19 protein-coding genes and 2 pseudogenes are annotated in these 17120 nt (G+C 66.1%); 9 read left to right on the top strand and 12 right to left on the bottom strand.

Annotated elements, in window-relative coordinates:
- Positions 1-4 precede the first annotated feature (4 nt).
- Positions 5-847 carry a segregation and condensation protein A gene (locus J2X21_RS26285; RefSeq protein WP_310333106.1) on the top strand — a complete coding sequence of 281 codons (843 nt, stop codon included), beginning with the start codon at positions 5-7 and terminating at the stop codon, positions 845-847.
- A gap of 182 nt (positions 848-1029) precedes the next feature.
- Here the strand turns inward: J2X21_RS26285 and J2X21_RS26290 are convergent, their stop codons facing one another.
- Both J2X21_RS26290 and J2X21_RS26295 read right to left on the bottom strand, forming a co-directional pair.
- Complete coding sequence (locus J2X21_RS26290) at positions 1030-1935, bottom strand: DUF808 domain-containing protein (protein ID WP_310333107.1); 906 nt, start codon at positions 1933-1935, stop codon at positions 1030-1032.
- 56 nt (positions 1936-1991) lie between these two features.
- Positions 1992-2447 carry a MaoC family dehydratase gene (locus J2X21_RS26295; protein ID WP_310333108.1) on the bottom strand — a complete coding sequence of 152 codons (456 nt, stop codon included), beginning with the start codon at positions 2445-2447 and terminating at the stop codon, positions 1992-1994.
- Positions 2448-2499: 52 nt separating this feature from the next.
- Here J2X21_RS26295 and kefF point away from each other — a divergent pair, with 52 nt between their 5' ends.
- From kefF to J2X21_RS26310, 3 genes and pseudogenes are all read left to right on the top strand, one after another.
- Positions 2500-3153: a glutathione-regulated potassium-efflux system oxidoreductase KefF gene (kefF, locus tag J2X21_RS26300; protein WP_310333109.1), complete on the top strand. Its 654-nt coding sequence runs from the start codon at positions 2500-2502 to the stop codon at positions 3151-3153.
- Positions 3150-4994 carry a glutathione-regulated potassium-efflux system protein KefC gene (gene kefC, locus J2X21_RS26305; protein ID WP_310333110.1) on the top strand — a complete coding sequence of 615 codons (1845 nt, stop codon included), beginning with the start codon at positions 3150-3152 and terminating at the stop codon, positions 4992-4994. Before kefF ends, kefC begins: the two co-directional genes overlap by 4 nt.
- Positions 4991-5818: pseudogene (locus tag J2X21_RS26310) on the top strand (SIR2 family NAD-dependent protein deacylase). Before kefC ends, J2X21_RS26310 begins: the two are co-directional and overlap by 4 nt.
- 314 nt (positions 5819-6132) lie before the next feature.
- Here J2X21_RS26310 and J2X21_RS26315 read toward each other — a convergent pair.
- From J2X21_RS26315 to J2X21_RS26340, 6 genes are all read right to left on the bottom strand, one after another.
- A complete protein-coding gene (locus tag J2X21_RS26315) occupies positions 6133-7020 on the bottom strand; it encodes an ion transporter (protein ID WP_310333111.1) in 888 nt (295 codons plus the stop codon).
- A gap of 78 nt (positions 7021-7098) precedes the next feature.
- On the bottom strand, positions 7099-8388 hold the full coding sequence (locus J2X21_RS26320; protein ID WP_310333112.1) for a glycosyltransferase: 1290 nt from the start codon (positions 8386-8388) through the stop codon (positions 7099-7101).
- A complete protein-coding gene (locus J2X21_RS26325; protein ID WP_310333113.1) occupies positions 8388-9641 on the bottom strand; it encodes a putative Na+/H+ antiporter in 1254 nt (417 codons plus the stop codon). The genes J2X21_RS26320 and J2X21_RS26325 overlap by 1 nt, the downstream gene beginning before the upstream one ends.
- Before the next feature lie 121 nt (positions 9642-9762).
- Positions 9763-10035, bottom strand: coding sequence for a DUF5985 family protein (locus tag J2X21_RS26330; protein ID WP_310333114.1), 273 nt, complete (start codon positions 10033-10035; stop codon positions 9763-9765).
- Positions 10032-10283, bottom strand: coding sequence for a DUF5985 family protein (locus tag J2X21_RS26335; protein WP_310333126.1), 252 nt, complete (start codon positions 10281-10283; stop codon positions 10032-10034). The genes J2X21_RS26330 and J2X21_RS26335 overlap by 4 nt, the downstream gene beginning before the upstream one ends.
- 10 nt (positions 10284-10293) lie before the next feature.
- Positions 10294-10674, bottom strand: a complete 381-nt coding sequence (locus tag J2X21_RS26340) for a hypothetical protein (protein ID WP_310333115.1) — start codon at positions 10672-10674, stop codon at positions 10294-10296.
- 285 nt (positions 10675-10959) lie between these two features.
- On the opposite strand from J2X21_RS26340, the gene J2X21_RS26345 reads away from it, so the two are divergent.
- Positions 10960-11508, top strand: coding sequence for a MarR family winged helix-turn-helix transcriptional regulator (locus J2X21_RS26345; RefSeq protein WP_310333116.1), 549 nt, complete (start codon positions 10960-10962; stop codon positions 11506-11508).
- Positions 11509-11516: 8 nt separating this feature from the next.
- Here J2X21_RS26345 and J2X21_RS26350 read toward each other — a convergent pair whose 3' ends face one another.
- Entirely contained in the window at positions 11517-11846 is a 330-nt protein-coding gene (locus tag J2X21_RS26350) for a YybH family protein (protein ID WP_310333117.1), read from the bottom strand.
- A 91-nt stretch (positions 11847-11937) separates the two neighbouring features.
- Between J2X21_RS26350 and J2X21_RS27180 the strand changes: the two genes are divergently transcribed.
- From J2X21_RS27180 to J2X21_RS26360, 3 genes are all read left to right on the top strand, one after another.
- Positions 11938-12279, top strand: a complete 342-nt coding sequence (locus J2X21_RS27180) for a helix-turn-helix transcriptional regulator (protein ID WP_405048811.1) — start codon at positions 11938-11940, stop codon at positions 12277-12279.
- 125 nt (positions 12280-12404) lie between these two features.
- Entirely contained in the window at positions 12405-12722 is a 318-nt protein-coding gene (locus tag J2X21_RS26355) for a helix-turn-helix transcriptional regulator (RefSeq protein ID WP_310333118.1), read from the top strand.
- Between the two features lie 202 nt (positions 12723-12924).
- Entirely contained in the window at positions 12925-14328 is a 1404-nt protein-coding gene (locus J2X21_RS26360; RefSeq protein ID WP_310333119.1) for a vanadium-dependent haloperoxidase, read from the top strand.
- A gap of 51 nt (positions 14329-14379) precedes the next feature.
- Here J2X21_RS26360 and J2X21_RS26365 read toward each other — a convergent pair whose 3' ends face one another.
- Complete coding sequence (locus J2X21_RS26365) at positions 14380-14961, bottom strand: carboxymuconolactone decarboxylase family protein (protein ID WP_310333120.1); 582 nt, start codon at positions 14959-14961, stop codon at positions 14380-14382.
- Positions 14962-14993: 32 nt separating this feature from the next.
- Positions 14994-15950, bottom strand: a complete 957-nt coding sequence (locus J2X21_RS26370) for an NAD(P)-dependent oxidoreductase (protein ID WP_310333121.1) — start codon at positions 15948-15950, stop codon at positions 14994-14996.
- An 8-nt stretch (positions 15951-15958) separates the two neighbouring features.
- Between J2X21_RS26370 and J2X21_RS26375 the strand changes: the two genes are divergently transcribed.
- Positions 15959-16861: a LysR family transcriptional regulator gene (locus J2X21_RS26375; RefSeq protein ID WP_310333122.1), complete on the top strand. Its 903-nt coding sequence runs from the start codon at positions 15959-15961 to the stop codon at positions 16859-16861.
- A 21-nt stretch (positions 16862-16882) separates the two neighbouring features.
- Here J2X21_RS26375 and J2X21_RS26380 read toward each other — a convergent pair.
- Positions 16883-17120, bottom strand: a pseudogene (locus J2X21_RS26380) (hypothetical protein); the annotation flags it as partial.

Below are 17120 nucleotides of genomic sequence, written 5' to 3' on the forward strand. Positions count from 1 at the left end.
GCCCATGGCCTCCGTCACCACGGACGAGAACACCGAGATTTCGGCGGATCTACCGGACGCCGTAGATACCGTCGCCGTCGCTCGCCTGTACGGCGAGCCGCTGTTCCAGATGCCGCTGGACCTCTACATCCCGCCGGATGCCTTGGAGGTCTTCCTGGAAGCCTTCCAGGGGCCGCTGGACCTGCTGCTGTACCTGATCCGCAAGCAGAACTTCAACATCCTCGACATCCCGCTGGCCGACGTGACGCGCCAGTACCTGAGCTACGTCGAGCAGATCCGCAAGCACAACCTGGAGTTGGCCAGCGAGTACCTGTTGATGGCGGCCATGCTCATCGAGATCAAGTCGCGCATGCTGCTGCCGCCCAAGAAGAGCGAGGACGGCAAGGAAGTCGAGGACCCGCGCGCCGAACTGGTGCGGCGCCTGCTGGAGTACGAGCAGATGAAGCTGGCCGCCCAGCGGCTGGACCGCCTGCCCGTGCTGGGCCGCGACTTCCTGCGCGCGCAGATCCACATCGAGCAGTCGCTGACGCCGACCTTCCCCGACGTCGACACCAACGATCTGCGTGACGCCTGGCTGGACATCCTGAAACGCGCCAAGCTCAACCAGCACCACAAGATCAGCCGCGAGCAGCTGTCGGTTCGCGAGCACATGAGCATCGTGCTGCGCCGGCTGCAGGGCCAGCGCTTCGTCGAGTTCGAGCACCTGTTCGACGTGACCCGAGGCCAGGCCGTGCTGGTGGTCACCTTCATCGCGATGCTGGAGCTGGCGCGCGAGCGCCTGCTGGAGATCACGCAGGCCGAGGCGTTTGCGCCGATCTACGTCAGGCTGGCGTACACACCCACCTGAGCCAGGGCCTGTTGACACTACGGCAATGGGTCGCGAAGACCCGTCGCCAGGGGCCAATCAAGGCGCGGCAGGCAGCCCGCACTTGCGTGCGGGCAAGGGGCGCAACGCCGAGTGGCCCCTGGCGACGGGCCTTCCCTTCGGGTTGTGGCCAGAAAGGCCGCGCGCGGCGGTGTCAACAGGCCCTACTTGCCGCGCAGCTTCTGCACGGCCATCACGACACCAAGCACCACGGCGCCGGCGATGACGCCGGTCAGGCCGTTGCTGCCGTTCTCGATCAGCGCGGCCACGCCCCAGGACTGGCCGGCCACCCAGTGCTCCACGACATGGTGCAGCGCCGGGATGCCGTGCACCAGGATGCCGCCGCCGACCAGGAACATCGCGGCCGTGCCGACCACCGACAGCGTCTTCATCAGCCACGGCGCCATGGCCAGAAGGCCGCGGCCCAGAGCGCGCGATGCGGCACTGGCGCGCTGCGACAGCCACAGGCCCGCGTCGTCCAGCTTCACGATGCCGGCCACCAGGCCGTAGACACCCACCGTCATCGCCAGCGAGATGGCCACCAGCACGGCCAGCTGCGACGTGAACGGCTTGTCGGCCACCGTGCCCAGCGAGATGACGATGATCTCGGCCGACAGGATGAAGTCGGTGCGGATCGCGCCCTTGATCTTGTCCTTCTCGAACTGGACCATGTCGACCTGCGGGTCGGCCACGGCCTGCTTCAATTCTTCGTGGTGGGCCTCGTCCTCGGCCTTGCTGTGCAGGAACTTGTGCGCCAGCTTCTCGAAGCCCTCGAAGCACAGGAAGGCGCCCCCGATCATCAGCAGCGGCGTGATCGCCCAAGAGGCGAACGTCGCAATCGCCAACGCCGCCGGCACCAGGATGGCCTTGTTGAGCAGGGAGCCCAGCGCCACCGCCCAGACCACCGGCAACTCGCGATCGGCGTTGACGCCGGTGACCTGCTGCGCATTCAGCGCCAGGTCGTCGCCCAGCACGCCGGCCGTCTTCTTGGCGGCCACCTTGGTCATCACGGCCACGTCATCGAGGATGGTGGCGATGTCGTCGAGCAGAACGAAAAGGCTGGAGGCCATGGCGCGGAAAGAGCGGTCGTTGGATGGGCCGCGATGCTATCCGGTTGGCATGACCTTCAGCGGTAATGGCGGGCCAGGCTTTCCGCAATGCACACCGGCTTGGCGGCCCCCTCGGCCTCGATGGCCACTTCGACGGTCAGCTGCACCGCGCCGCCCGCCGCTTCGTCCATGGCCAACAACTTGAAGGCCCCGCGCAGCCGGCTGCCCACCGGCACCGGCGCCGTGAAGCGCACCTTGTTGAGGCCGTAGTTCAGCACCATGCGGCTCTCGCGCACCGAAAAGCCGGTCTCGAAGAAGTACGGAATCAGCGACAGCGTCAGGAAGCCGTGCGCGATGGGGCCGCCAAACGGCCCCGCCTTGGCGCGCTCCGGGTCCACGTGTATCCACTGCCGGTCCTCGGTGGCTTCTGCAAAGGCGGTGACGCGGGCCTGGTCCACGGTGATCCAGTCGCTGTGGCCCAGCGGCTGGCCCACCAGGGTCTGCAGGTCGGCAAGGGTTTCGAAGATACGCATGAGGGTCGAGGAAGGGGCTGGCTGACGTGCGGCCACGGTAACCTAGCCGGCCATGCCTGACAGACCCTTGCGCGACATCCTGGTCCTCGCCGCCCATCCCGACCTGGCCCGCTCCAACGCCACCCGCAGCGTCATTTCGGCGCTGCGCGCGTCGCCCATCGCGGAACGCGTCGAATTGCGCGACCTCTACCGCCTCTATCCCGATTTCCACGTGCACGTCGATGCCGAACAGCGGGCCCTGGAAGCCGCGAAGCTGGTCGTCATGCTGCACCCCATCTACTGGTACAGCATGCCGGCGCTGCAGAAGCTGTGGCTGGACGAAGTGCCACGCCTGGGCTGGGCCTACGGCCCCGGCGGCACCGCGCTGCACGGCAAGGACTTCTGGCTGGTGGCCTCCACCGGTGGTGGCGCCGAGGCCTATTCGCCCGGCGGCCACAACCACCATGCCATCGACCAGTTCCTGCTGCCCTACCGCCAGTCTGCCCTCACCTGCGGCATGAACTGGCTGCCGCCGCAGATCCTGCATGCCGCCCACCGCGCGACCGATGCGCAGCTCCAGGCCCATGCTGAACTGTTCGTGAAGCGGCTGACGCACTACCCGGAATGGTGCGACCACGTCATCGAGCTTCCAGTGGGCGATGAGGACGATGTGGCGCTGGACGAGCGGCCAGCCCTGTTCTCCACGTTGAGCGGGGGCGCGCAATGAGCCACCACGGTGCCTGGCTGCAGTTGCCGCTGGTCTTCCTCGCCGCCGCCGTGCTGGCGGTGCCGCTGGCGCGCTATCTGCGACTGGGGTCCATCCTGGGTTATCTGGTCGCGGGCCTGGCAGTCGGTCCCGCGGTACTGGGGCTGATCCCCGACACCGCCGCCATCGCCGAAGTGGCGGAGCTGGGCGTCGTGCTGATGCTGTTCCTCGTCGGCCTGGAGCTGGAGCCCAGGCGGCTGTGGGCCATGCGCCGGCCAATCTTCGGCTGGGGCAGCGTGCAGTTGCTGGGCTGCGCGGCGGTGCTGACGGCGGTAGGCCTCGCGCTGGGCTATCCGTGGCGACTGACGGTCGTCGTCAGCCTGGGCCTGGCGATGTCATCCACCGCCGTCGCGCTGGCCGTCATGGCCGAGCGCAACCTGGGCCGCACAACGGCGGGCGAGAGCATCCTGTCCGTCGCGCTGCTGCAGGACATCGCGGCCATCCCGGTGCTGGCGCTGGTGCCCATCCTCGCGGCCAGCGGCGCGGCCGACGATGGCGACGGCAAGACCTGGGTCGCCGCCGCCAAGGCGGTCGGCGCCATCGTCATCATCATCTTCGGCGGCCGCCTGCTGCTGCGCCCGGCGCTGCGCTGGATCGCGCACAGCAAAACTCCCGAGATCTTCACCGCCGCGGCATTGCTGCTGGTCATGGGCACGGCGGCGCTGATGCTGGCCGTTGGGTTGTCGATGGCGCTGGGCGCGTTTCTCGCCGGCGTGCTGCTGGCCGAAAGCGAGTACCGCCGCGAGCTGGAAACCGACCTGGAGCCCTTCAAGGGCCTGCTGCTGGGACTGTTCTTCATCGCCGTGGGCATGGGGCTGGATCTGAAGGCCGTGGCCGCGCAGCCGGGTTTCGTCGCGTCGCTGGTGCTGGCGCTGCTGGCCTGCAAGATCCTCGTGCTGGGCCTGATGGCCAAGGTGATGAAGATTCCGCTGGTCGAGCGGCCCGCCTTCATCATCCTGCTGGCGCAGGGCGGCGAGTTCGGCTTCGTCGTGTTCCAGCTGGCGCAGAGCGAGGGCATGATCAACGCGGCACAGAACTCGGCGCTGGTCGCCGCGGTCGCGCTGTCGCTGGCGCTGACGCCGCTGCTGCTGACCGGTGGCGACCGCCTGATGTCGCAGAAGCTGGCCCGCCGCGGCCTCAGCAAGCAGCGCAGCGAAGCCCCGCCGCCACCCGCGCCCATCATCATTGCCGGCAGCGGTCGCTACGGCCAGGTGGTGGGCCGCATGCTCCGCGCCAACGGCCTGGAAGCCACGCTGCTGGACCACGACGCCGAGGCCATCGAGGGCCTGCGCCGCTTCGGCTGGACCGTGCACTACGGCGACGCCACGCGGCTGGACATGCTGAAGACCGCCGGTGCCGCCAGCGCACGCATCCTCGTCATCGCCATCGACGACATCGCCCACAGCGTGGAGATCGCCGAGCTGGCCAAGGAGCACTTCCCGCAGCTGACCGTCGTCGCCCGCGCGCGCAACGTGCAGCACTACTACCGGCTGCGCGAACTGGGCGTGCAGCACATCGAGCGTGAGACCTTCGACTCCGCGCTGATGAGCGCGCGCAGCGTGCTGGAGCTGACCGGCCAGGAACCGCATGCCGCGCGCCGCCAGGCCATGCGTTTTCGCCGCCACAACATCGAGGTGCTGGACCGCATGGCCCCGCTGCAGGGTGACGAGAACGCGCTGATCGCGGCCGCCAAGCTGGGCCGCCAGCAGTTCGAGCAGCAGATGGCCGCCGAGCGTGACGCGGAGGAAGATCACCGCCGCGCGCAACGTCACGGCTGGGGGGCTCAGGACGACGCGTCATGAACGCCGCGGCGCTGGATGAAGCCGCCGCGCTGATCGCGCAGGCCGACGCGCTCGTCGTCACCGCGGGCGCCGGCATGGGCGTGGACTCCGGCCTGCCCGACTTCCGCGGCCGCGACGGCTTCTGGCGCGCCTACCCGGCGCTGGGCCGCGCGGGCTTGCAGTTCACCGAGGTCGCCTCACCCGACACTTTCGAGCGCGACCCGCGCCTGGCCTGGGGCTTCTACGGTCACCGCCTCGGGCTCTACCGCCGCACCGTGCCGCATGCCGGCTTTGCGCTGCTGCGGCGGTAGGGTGCGCAGATGCTGCATGGCCTGGCCGTGTTCACCAGCAATGTGGATGGCCAGTTCCAGCGCGCCGGCCTTGACGACGCGCTGATCCACGAATGCCATGGCTCGCTGCACTGGCTGCAATGCCTTCGCGGCTGCGGCCAAGCGCCGTGGCCGGCCGACGACGTCCAGCCCGACATCGACGAGGCCGAGTGCCGCTGGCGCGGCGAGCTGCCGGCCTGCCCCGGCTGCGGCGGCCTGGCGCGACCCAACCTGCTGATGTTCGGCGACTGGGGCTGGATCTCCGGCCGCTACGACGCGCAAGCGCATCGTCTCAACCGCTGGCTGGAGCGTGTCGAACGCCCCGTCGTCATCGAGGTCGGCGCGGGCACCGCCATCCCGTCCGTGCGCATGTTCGGCCAGCAGGTCGTGGCGGGCTACGGCGGGCACATCGTGCGCATCAACCCGCGCGAACCGGACGTGGCCACGGCGTTCGGCGTGGGGCTGGCCTGCGGAGCTGTCGAGGCGCTGACGGCGCTGGAGAGCAAGCTGGGGTAGGAGTTCGCAGAGTTGTGCCGCCGCAGCGGGCCGCTTGAGGCTGCTTGCTGCCGTTCGCGCTAGAGCCGACCGACGGCAGCTAATGATCCGGAGCGGGCTTCCATTTGGCCAAACACAACATCCTGGAAATCGCACCCAGCTCTAATCTCCCCACACCGACTGTCTTGTTTCGAGTCCAATGCGCACGTGAATGGCGCTCTTACTTGCGCGTTGGCCGCATCCTGTTGCCCCGGCACATCTTCTGGGCGGCGGCTTAGACTTGACCGGGATTCCGGCGCGCGAGTGGGCGATCCAGAACCGTATCTCGGCACCCCCTATGAGGGTTCTGCGCGATCCTCGCCTTCTGGCTTCCAAAGACCTTCGTCGCTTTGCCATGCTGGCAGGCGAGCACCACAGTTCCGGCAGAAGCGCGCGCTTGGTAGATGGCCTTCACTCAGGCACTCGTGGCAAGTGCGCGTTGTCGGTGCCCGGCCCATGCGTTGCGCCGTGAACTCCGCGCTGACGATGCCCGTCGGCACGGCCAGGGTTCCCCAGCCGAGCAACATCATGGCGGACGCGATCACCCGGCCGAGGTCGGTTTTGGGGGTGATGTCCCCGAAGCCGACGGTCGTCATCGTGGTGATGGCCCAGTACACGCTTACCGGGATGCTCGTGAAGCCGTTGTCCGGCCCTTCAACGACGTACATCAGGGTGCCCATGATGGTCACGACCATCATCACGAAGAACATAAACACCAGAATTTTGCGCCGCGACGCTGCGAGGGCGCGCCCTAGCATGCCGAACTCAGCGACGTACGCGCCCAGCTTGAGGATGCGGAACAGCCGCAGCAGGCGTAGCACCCGCACGTCAATCAACGCCTGTAGTCCTGGCACCAGGAAGGCCAGGTAGGTGGGCAGCACGGCGATCAGATCAATGATGCCGTAGGGGCTGCGGGCATAGCGCAGCGGATGCCGTACACAGGACAGCCGCGCGATGTACTCCGCGGTGAAAAGCAGCGTGAACATCCACTCGAGCGTCGTCAGAACCGTGCCGTGACGCGCACGCACGGAGGCGATGCTGTCCAGCATGACTACGATGACGCTGGCAACGATCAGCCCTACCAGAGCCAGATCGAACGCACGGCCGGCGCGCGTGTCCGCCTCGAAGATGATGGTGTACAGACGGAGCCGCCAACTCTCTGGCGGGCCTTCTTGCAACTTCATCGTCATCTGAGAAGGGATCGCTTGTCCATCAGCAACATCCTATGACGGAGACGCAAAGAACATTTGGCAGGTCATGATTCAGCGCTCTCCTATCCAATGCCTCAGAAGTCGCTGCACCGCCGCATCACCGCCGTCCTCTGCTTTCAGCTTGCTTCCAATGTTCCGAGCATTGACGTCCAACTTCTGATCAAGCAGTTCCCTCAGCGAAGCAGCGAGACTGGCTGAATTCAGTCGCGATTGCGGCAGCGGCCTCGGCCCCAAACCTCTTTCATGAACAAGGTCACCCCAGAAGGGTTGGTCGCCGAAGAACGGGCACACCAGCGTCGGCTTCCCCGCTGTCAGACCGGCAGCGGTGGTGCCCGCGCCGCCGTGGTGAACAACCGCCGCCATCCTTGGGAACAGCCAGTCGTGCGGGACATCGTCAACTGCAAAGACATGCGACGGAAGATCAGACGGTTGTAGACCGCCCCAGCCTCGCCCGATGACGCCACGCACCCCGGCCAGCCGCAGGCCTTCCAGAACTTCTCTTGCTTTGCGCCTGGGATCGCGCCCCGCCATGCTGCCAAAACCGACGTAGACAGGCGGCGGACCCGCATCGAGGAACGACCGCAGGGCATCGGGCGGGGCCCAGCTCGGCTGACCCGGTAGCCGCAAGAAGCCCGTGACATGTGCATGGTCTGGCCAGTCAGTCGGCCTGGCCAGCAGCGTTGGACTGTGCGCATGCAGGATCGGCCACGGCCGGCCTTTCGCGTCATGGAACAAGTCCAGCTGAGATGGTCCTGCCCCCATCCCTTCCTGACGACGCCAGGTCAACGCAGGACGAGCGCCAAATCGACGGGCAAGTGCTCGAACCGTGGCATAGCCGGCGCGCCGCGCGCCCGCGCCGCCTAGCCTGCGCATCCACTGCGGGAACACGGGACAGGCAAACTCCCCTGTGGGTACCAGTGCCGGAACAAGCAGCAGCAAGGCCGCAGGAATGTTGAGCGCCGCGGCGATGTCCGGCGCGCCCGCCAGCTTGGCGTGGAACACGATGGCGTCGGGACTGCACGCTCTTGCCGCGCGCCAAAGGTCGCGCTGAACTTCGACCTGCAGAGGCTTGATCTGCGGGGCCAACCGCCACACGGTGCGCAGCATGCCCAGGGGTGTCGCCGATTCCTCCAGCCCGGTGCGTCCTTCCAGCGACTCCATCATCTCGACGAAGCCGTTGCTCATTGGCTCACAGACAACGCCCCGGCCTTCGATCCACGGTTGGAATCGTTGGCTAGCGCACAGCACCGCCTTGTGGCCTGCGCGCTGCAGCGCCAGGGCCAGCGCAAGGAAGGGCTCGACGTCCCCGCGTGAACCGAGGGTCGCGAGCAGTACGCGCATCAGAGCAACCGGAAGGCCAGCACGGCGACCAGCGTTGGCGGCAGCGCGCCCAACAGCAGTCCCAGCGGCGAAATCGCTCCCTCGTCGAAACGCCCACGCAGGATGGACACCCCGGCGGGGTTGGGCGCATTGGCGATGACGGTCAACCCGCCGCCCGTCACGGCGCCCGCTACGAGTGCCTGCTTGAACTCCTCGCTCAGCCCTTCGACGAGGGAACCCAGGTACGTCAACGCCGCGTTGTCGGTGATGGCGGTCAGTGCCGTTGCGCCGAAGAAGACGGCGTCGGCGTCCATCTTGAGCAGCAGCTCCTGCAGCCACCACTGCTGCTGCCCACCCAGCACCACCAGCCCGCCGAGGAAGAACGCCACGAGCAGCGCTTCGCGCAGGATCAGCGGGTCCTGATGGCGTTGGTAGGCCGTCGTGAAGCCAAGGAAGAACAGCAGCAGCCCGACGAACACGGCCGGGTGGTGGGCAAACACCACGACGCCCACCAGGAAAAGCAGGTGCACGGCAATCACCATCACCGGGACCCTTGCGGCATCGGCTGCGGCGGGCGGCGCGAGCTGCAGCAGTTCCTTGCGGAACAGCACCGTGGCCAGACTGGCGTTGATGACGACGGCCAATGCTGCCTTCCAGCCGAAGTGGGTCACCATGTACATCAGATCCCAGTTCCACTTCGCAGCGACCATCAGCACGGGCGGTGCCGCGAACGGCGTCATCGTGCCGCCGATGGAGATGTTGACGAACAGGATGCCGAGCGTCGCGTACTTGAGTCGGTTGGACACCGCCTGGCTGAACAGCCGGTCCCGCAGCATCATGGCCGCGAGCGTCATGGCCGCGGGCTCGGTGATGAAGCTGCCGAGCAGCGGAACGAAGGCGAGGAGCAGGAAGTAGTTCGCCATGCCACGCGGCAGCGGCATGAATCGAGTTGCGCCGTCCACCAGACCGCCGGCCATCTGCAGCACCGGCCGTGTGCCAGCCACCACCATGATGGCGAAGACGAACAACGGTTCGGTGAAGTTGCGCGAGTCGAGATAGGCCGTGGCTTGTGCCTTGCCGTCCAGCGCGAACATGCAGACCATCAACACCAGCGCCCAGAAACCGAACACCACTTCGACTTCCCCCAGCAGATGCCACAGGCCCGCATGGCGTGGCTGCGTGTGAGCCAGATGCTCGAAGAACTTGGTCGAGAAGGTGTGGATCAGCGCGAGACCGAAGAGAACGGTCGCGACGATTTGCAGCGTGGTGGGCATGAGGCAGGCGAACTCAAACCGCGTGGCGGCCCGACCTGCGCAAATCCTGCTGCCGGCCCTGCGCCGGTAGCACCCAGGGGCGGCAGTGTAGCCAGTCGAGGCGCGACGAACGTGCCGCCTGCTATCGCTTCGGCCGGTTCTTCTCCCAGATGGCCACGAGGATCAGTACGTAGGTCAACAGCCGGATGCCATAGTTGATGGGCCCGTCCTCGCCGGACTGCGCTGTGAAGCCCATGTGCAGCCGGTTCAAAGCCTCGATGCCGAACGAGGCGGCGAAGAAGACAAAGAAGCGATCCCGCGTGCTGCGCCAGAAGCTCAGGAAGAACAGACATGCGACAGATGCCAGCGCCGCGACGCAGCCCTGCAGCACGGGGGTGATGGCCGAGGCACTCATCGACCGCGCTCCATCACCAGGCCGATCACCAGCAAGGCCATGGCCACCACACCGACAGCGGCGCGCCACGCCGAGAGATCAATATGGGCCAGCAGCGTCTTGTCGAGCATCAGCAAAGCGTTGTTGGCGGTCAGCCCGACGAAGCACAGGCCGCTCCACAGCAGCAGCCGAAAGCGCGTCTTCGCGTAGCTGCGAAGCAGCAGCAGCGCGCACAGCGCCGCGGTTCCGACGCACAGGGCGTAGATCATCAGCACCACGTCAAGGCCTCCTTCTGAGCTGGAACGCGTCGGCGAACAACTGCGCCTGCTTCTGCGTGGCATCGTGGATGAGTTCGGTCACCCCGATCAAGTTTTTCGCGTAGACGACGGCCAGCGCGCCAAGGGCTTCGTCCAGCGCTTGCGACGCTGCATAGCGAAAGTGGTCCGCCGTCGCCTCGACAATGCCGGTGCCTTGCATCTGATTCAACAGTTCGCCCGCGGCGACTTCGCTGACGTATAGAGAACGCGCGACATCGCCCGTTGTGCGCTGCGCAAGCGGCTGCCGTCGGAACAGCAGCGCCGCTTCAAGGAATGGCACCGACGGGATGCTCGTCAGGATGAATCGCCTGACGTCATCAGGAATGCTTTGGTGATCCCTCACGGGGATGGTTCCGACAGGAGCTGGGGAAGTGCATGCCGGGTCATGTGGCTCTCGCGGGCCGTTCAAAGAACATTTGACCAAATGCACATGCTACGCTCCCAGAGTCCCGCCTGTCGCCCTCAATGCGCGACTGGCGCCGCGTGCAGCTCGAGCGGGCTCGCGGCAGTGGAGCCAACTTCGGGCGCCTCAGGCGCCCATCTTTTTGTTGGCGCGGCGTGGTGTCTCTGACGTTCGTACTCAACGAGTTGGCATGTCCTTGCGATGCGTCGCTGAAGTGCTTCCGGGATGATCGGCGTTCGACAGCCCCCGCGTGATCCTGAGATGCCAGGTACAAAACCAAAACAAAGGAAGCCACTCACCTCCGAGGACAACGATCTCGACGAGGCTGCGCTGGTGCTGCGCCAGTTCAGGCAGATCCTGAACACCGTCAGGGTTCATTTCCAGCAAGTCGAGAAGAAGGCCGGCATCGGTGGCGGGCAGGTCTGGGCGTTGAGCGTCGTTGGGGAGCGCCCCGGCATTGGCGTGAGTGAACTGGCTCGCGCGATGGACGTCCACCAGTCCACTGCGAGCAACCTGGTGAAGACGCTCGTCGAAAAAGCCTTCATCGAGACTCGTCGCGAGGGCGCTGACCGGCGCGCGGTGCAACTTCACCTGCGACCGCAAGGTTTGAAGGTGCTGCGGCGCGCACCGGGGCCGTTCGCCGGCGTGCTGCCGCAAGCGCTGCGAACACTCGACGGGCCGAGTGTCCGCAGACTCCGCAAGGACCTGGCCAAGCTGATCGCCATCCTGCATGCCGATGAGAAGGCCGGGCAGATCCCGCTCAGCGAGATGTAGGGATTGGCTCAGGCCGATTGCGCATCGACCTGTAGCAGCCGGTCGCCGAACGGGTTGTCCAGCACCTGCTGCCAGGCGCCCGTTGGCGTACGGCGCAGCACCGCCACCGACAGGCCTCGCTGCGAGATGGCCTGGCCGCCGGGCGTCGTGCCGGTCATCCCCCACGAAGCAATGTGCAGCGCCAGATCGCCAGCGACGAGCACGTCGTGCACTGCATAGCTGAACCTGGGGCTGACGCTGAAGAACTGCTGGAATCCCGCGCTGAGCGCGGCTTCGCCACTGGCGGGCTGGCCCGGTTCGAAGGCAACGGCGGCTTCCGGCGCGTAAGCGTTCAACACGCTTGAAGGTTTCCGTCCTGGAACGCTGCGGTCATCGCGTCGACGGCTCGAACGACTTGCGCCGTTTGGATGGAATGGCTCGATGTCATGGATGCTCCTGGTTGATGGCGTCCACAGGAGGTGGACAGCCTCACAATCTAGGATCGAACTTGCCAGTCGTCTTCGTGCGCAGCCGGATGCGACGGTCGCCCAGCTGGCCGGAGAGTTCGGCAAGAGTGAGCGGACCGTCTTGCGGGATCTAGCGTCCTTGCGGGACATGGGCATGCCGATCAGCGGGCAAGCCGGGCCGGGCGGCGGAGTTCGGCTGGAGGGGACGCGCGGCCTCACGGCGGTACACCTGAGCCTGGCCGAAGTGATGGCCTGTGGCTGGCCTCGCGTCTTGCAAGGGAATCCAGCGCCCTTCCGTGGGGCGACGCCGCGACATCCGCCCTGAACAAGCTGCTGAACAGCCTGCCGCCAGCGCGCGCCGAAGCATTGCGCGCGGTGCTCCGGCGCGTTTTCGTGGGGCAACCCGCGAGCGCCGCCCTCGCAGCATCAGTCGCCAGCGCGACTGCGGAGTTGCTGACGCTCTTCGAAGAGGCGTTCAGCAGCGGAAGCGGTCTGACGTTCGACTACACGGATGCGCAAGGCCGCCGCAGCACACGTGAGATTGAGCCTCATGGATTGCTCGTGGAGCCGCCGGTCTGGTATCTGCTGGCCAGAGACATCGGCAAGGGCGCCGCGCGAACGTTTCGCATGGATCGCATCACCAAGCCGGCGATTCTCAGCACCTGGCGCTTCCGTCCCGATCTGAAGCTGGCACTGAGCCAGTTGCCACCGACCGGACGTTACGTTCGGGCCGATTCGGGGCGGGCAGCGGACCGAGGCGAAAAATAGACCGTGGCAGCCGTAGGTCAACGGTGATCTGTTCGCTCTGCGGATGGCTAGACCGAAAGATTGGGGAGGAGCAGCCTAACTCGCCAGATTTGAGGATGCTTGCCGGCCTTGGCCGCAGATAGCGTCGCGACCCGCGGCACTAGCGCTGGAAGGGTCGGTTCGCCGCGTCGATCCTTGACAGCCGGCGCACGAAAAGAGACTTATGAGTACCACTCTTCACTGGAACACCGTTCTCATGGAACTGGGTCGGCGCGACCATTCCCCTGGCTACGGCGGAGGCGCGCAGACTGGCCCGACACGTGCATCGCGCGCGATGGCGATGACTCATCTGGCCATCTACAACGCCGTGGCTTCTGTCGTTCAACCCAGCGCCGTCTACAAGGGGGTTAAGAACGACATCGCCGTGCCGCTGCCTACGAAAGGCTCGCCGCTGTCCCACGTGATCGATGGCGCAGCCCACGCGATGCTCACCTATCTGTACCCTCGGCAGGCCAAGTACATCGACTACAGCCTTTCCACCCCGTCGACAAGTGATGGCTTCAAGGAGGGTGCCCTGATTGCGGCGTCCATCATCGAAGCCCGCATGAAAGACGGTTCGGATGCGCCGAACCCACCGGCGCGCCCATCGGATGTCCAGGGCGCGTATGCCAAGCATCGAACAGACCCCTTCGAGCCTGGGCAGCCGGAACTCGGCAAGGCGTGGGGCAACGTTGTTCGCTTCTGCGCTGAACAGGCCGTGACGATCGACCCATATCCAGGACATGGCGAAGCGTCGCTTCTCAGCAACCAGAAGTACAAGGACGACTATCTCGAGGTTCTTGAGAAGGGCTCGCTCAGAAGCGCGACACGAACGCCCGACGAAACGGCCATCGGCTTGTATTGGGGCTACGACGGCGCTGCACACCTCGGTGTGCCGCCCCGTCTTTACAACGAAATTGCGCGTGAGATCATCGCCGGCCTCGCAGACAAGAATCGGCTTCCTTCGACGACGGAGGGATTTGAGCTTGAAGTCGCCCGCGTGCTGGCCGCACTTAACTGCGCAATGGCGGATGCCGGGATCGATGCCTGGCAAGCCAAATACGACAACGATCTTTGGAGACCTGTCGTCGGCATTCGCAGTGAGGGGACGGGCGATCCGTTCTGGGCGCCTCTCGGGGCTCCGCAGACGAACCGGCCAGGCGTTGGCCCTCGCACTCCGCCGTTCCCCGCTTACCCGTCGGGTCACGCCACGTTCGGCGCTGCGTCGTTCCAGGTGCTCGCCCGATGGCTGGGATCGGAGATCACCGTGCAGCAAGTGCTGGACGAGGAAAACAGCGTTCTGGACATTGCCGATCAGCACTTCTCGTTTGTCTCGGACGAACTCGACGGCGTGGCCGTGGACGCCGACGGCTCAGTGCGTCAACGACTGCCGCGCTCGTACAAGAGCTTTGCCCGAGCAGTGTTCGAGAACTCTATTTCGCGCGTGTTCCTGGGCGTGCACTGGCGTTTCGACGGCATCCCGCGGCAGGCTTCTGAGAACGTCGGGGGCGTGCCAATGGGGCTGAAGATTGGCAACCAGGCGCACGATTTCTTCCTTGGCCTAAAGTCCGAGCAGGCCAAGTCATAGAAGCATGTTTTCGAACGGAGCGGGCCGCTTGTTCCAACGGTCCGCTACTTCCTACACCGCTGCCATTTCTGGCCGAGCAACCCATTTCAGCATCGGGTCAGCCATGAACGCCTCATGAGGCGTATGCGTGAGATGGTTCGTGTAGTTGCTGATGGTCTTGCAGGCCACGATGGTGACGACCTCCAGCACCTGGGCACGAGTGAAGCCGGCCGAGATGAAGCGAGCGACAGCGTCGTCACCGGCGCGGCCGCGTTGGCGCACCACCGCTTCGGTGAACTGGCGCAGCGCCTCGTAGCGCGCGTTGTCCTTGATCGGCTCGCCATCGCGCAACGCCGCAATGACGCTCTCTGGCACCTTCGCCGCGCGGCTCAGAAAGGTGTGCCCTGCGGTGCAGTACTCGCAGCCGTGCAGCACGTTGACCGCCTGGAAGGCCACTTGCTGTTCCTTGGCGTCGAGTGTGCCCTTCGTGGTGATGGCCGTGAACAGCGCGTTGTACGCACCGAGCGCGATGGGCGACTCGGCCAGCGTGCCGTGCAGCTTGGGGATGAAGCCCCAGGCGTTGAGCGTCTGCTGCAGCAGCGGCGCGCTGGCCTCGGGAGCGGTTTCGAGAGTGTGGACGGTGAAGGGGGACATGGCAATCTCTTGGGCAGGATGGATGGGATGAGTCAGCGGTAGAGCTTGTGCAGCGCAACGACGTGTTCGTCGCCCAGGCCGGCTTCGCGCGCCGCCTGGAATCGGGCAAGGATGGATTCGGTGAGCGGCAGGCGTTGGCCGCCGGCTGCCAACGCGTAGGCCAAATCCTTGGCCATCAGCTGGACCGGGAACTGCGGTGCATAGGCGCCTGCCAACATGGCCGCGGCTGCACCAGCGGCGGCCGGGCTCGTGACCGGCATGGCCTTCAGTGCGGCTAGCGCCACGGGCAACGCGACCTGCTGGTGGGCCAGTGCCGCTAACTGCTCGGCCATCACGGCCACCTGAGCCGCGAACAGGCTGTTCACCGCGAGCTTCAACGCGCTGCCGCTGCCGTTGGCGCCAACGGCGTGAACGTCGCTCCCCATCTGCAAAAGCAGCGGTGTGACACGCTGAACGGCTTCGTGGGGGCCGCCTGCCATGAAGATCAGCTGACCCGCTTCGGCTTGCGAGCGCGAGCCGGCGACGGGTGCGTCGACCAGAGGCACCGCCAGCGAGGCCGCAAGCTCTTCGATCCAAGCGGGGCTGAGCGTGCTGCACTCGACGCCGATGGCTCCTGTATCCAGCGCGGCAGCGGCGCCATGGTCTGCGTCCAGCCAGACGCTCCTGCTGGCTTCGTCATCGCGCACCATCGAGAACACCACGCGTGCCCCGGCGACGGCCTCGCGAGGCGATGCCGCGGTTCGCCCACCCTGCGTTCGCAGCCATTGCAGGGGCGCGGGGGAGCGGTTCCATCCCACGACGTCATGCCCCGCCGCAAGCAGCCGGGCTGCCATTCGCGAGCCCATGGCGCCGAGCCCTAGGAGAGCGATGGGTTGGGTTGAAGTCATGACACCTCGTTTTTGCGGAAATTGATTGGATGAAGCATGGTCGGCCACCGATCGCACGCGGTGAAGTGCATCGCCTACCATGGAGAATTGCAACTTCTGCAATAGCGGACATGGACCTTGATCAGCTCCGGACCTTTGTCGAGGTGGTGCGCCAAGGCAGCTTCGCGGGCGCGGCACGCTCGCTGAACCTGGACCCGAGCAAGGTCACGAGGGCTGTGGCGGCGCTGGAGACGGAGCTCGGCGTACGGCTGCTGCAGCGCACGACACGCCAGATCTCCCTCACCGAAGGCGGCGAGCGCTACCTGGCCCAGGTGGAGCCCTTGCTCAAGGAGCTGGATCTGGCCGGCGAGGAACTACGGGCCGGGAGCGTGCAGCTGAGAGGCCTGGTGCGTATCACCGCATCCGTGGCCTTCGGGCAGACCGTGCTGGTGCCCTTGCTTCCCGAGATCCACCAGAAGCACCCTGGCCTGGAGCTTGATCTCCTGCTGACTGACACCGTGGTGGACTTGGTGAACCAGCGCGTGGACATCGCACTGCGCCTGGGCCCCGCGGTGAACAGCAGCCTGATCGGCCAGCGGTTGCGCGACGTGCGCTTCCGGGTCGTTGCCAGTCCGGCGTACCTTAAGCAGCAGGGACAGCCGCGCGAGCCCGCCGATCTCGCGCATTGCCGCTGCCTGCGCTTCCCGCTGCCGGGCTACCGGGCGCTCTGGCGTTTCAGAAATGAGCCCGATGGCGAGGTGGAGGATGTGGCCATCCAAGGCTGGCTCGTCGCCAGCTCTGCGCTGGCGTTACGCCAAGCGGCGCTCGACGGCCTTGGGCCGGCGTTGCTGGCGGACTGGCTCATCGACGCAGACGTACGCGCTGGCCGGCTCGTTAATCTGTTTCCCGAGCTGGAAGCGACGGCCACCGATTTCGACAGCGCCGTTTGGCTCTTGTACGCGGCACGGGAAGGCCAACTGCCCAAGCGCGTGCAAGCCGTGCTTGAGTTGCTGAGGGAGAGGTTGAAGCGCTGAGGACTCGGCCCCCAGTGGCAATCAGCCTTTGCGCTTGCGTGCCGTGGCTGGAATGACGTTGTCCAGCCAGGCGAGGGCTTCGTCCACCTGCCGATGCACCACCTCGGGATCACGTCGCGCCTGAGCAACCACCGCTGCCCCTTGCAGACGCGCCAGCAGATGTTTGAATCGCCCCGGATTTCCTAGACACCCGTGAGCCGTTGGGAATGGCGTCGTTCGAACTCGACCGGCGAAGTGTCGCCGGCGGTGCCGTGGCGCC

The sequence above is a fragment of the Roseateles asaccharophilus genome, assembly GCF_031458115.1.
GTDB classification, from domain to species: domain Bacteria; phylum Pseudomonadota; class Gammaproteobacteria; order Burkholderiales; family Burkholderiaceae_C; genus Pelomonas; species Pelomonas asaccharophilus_A.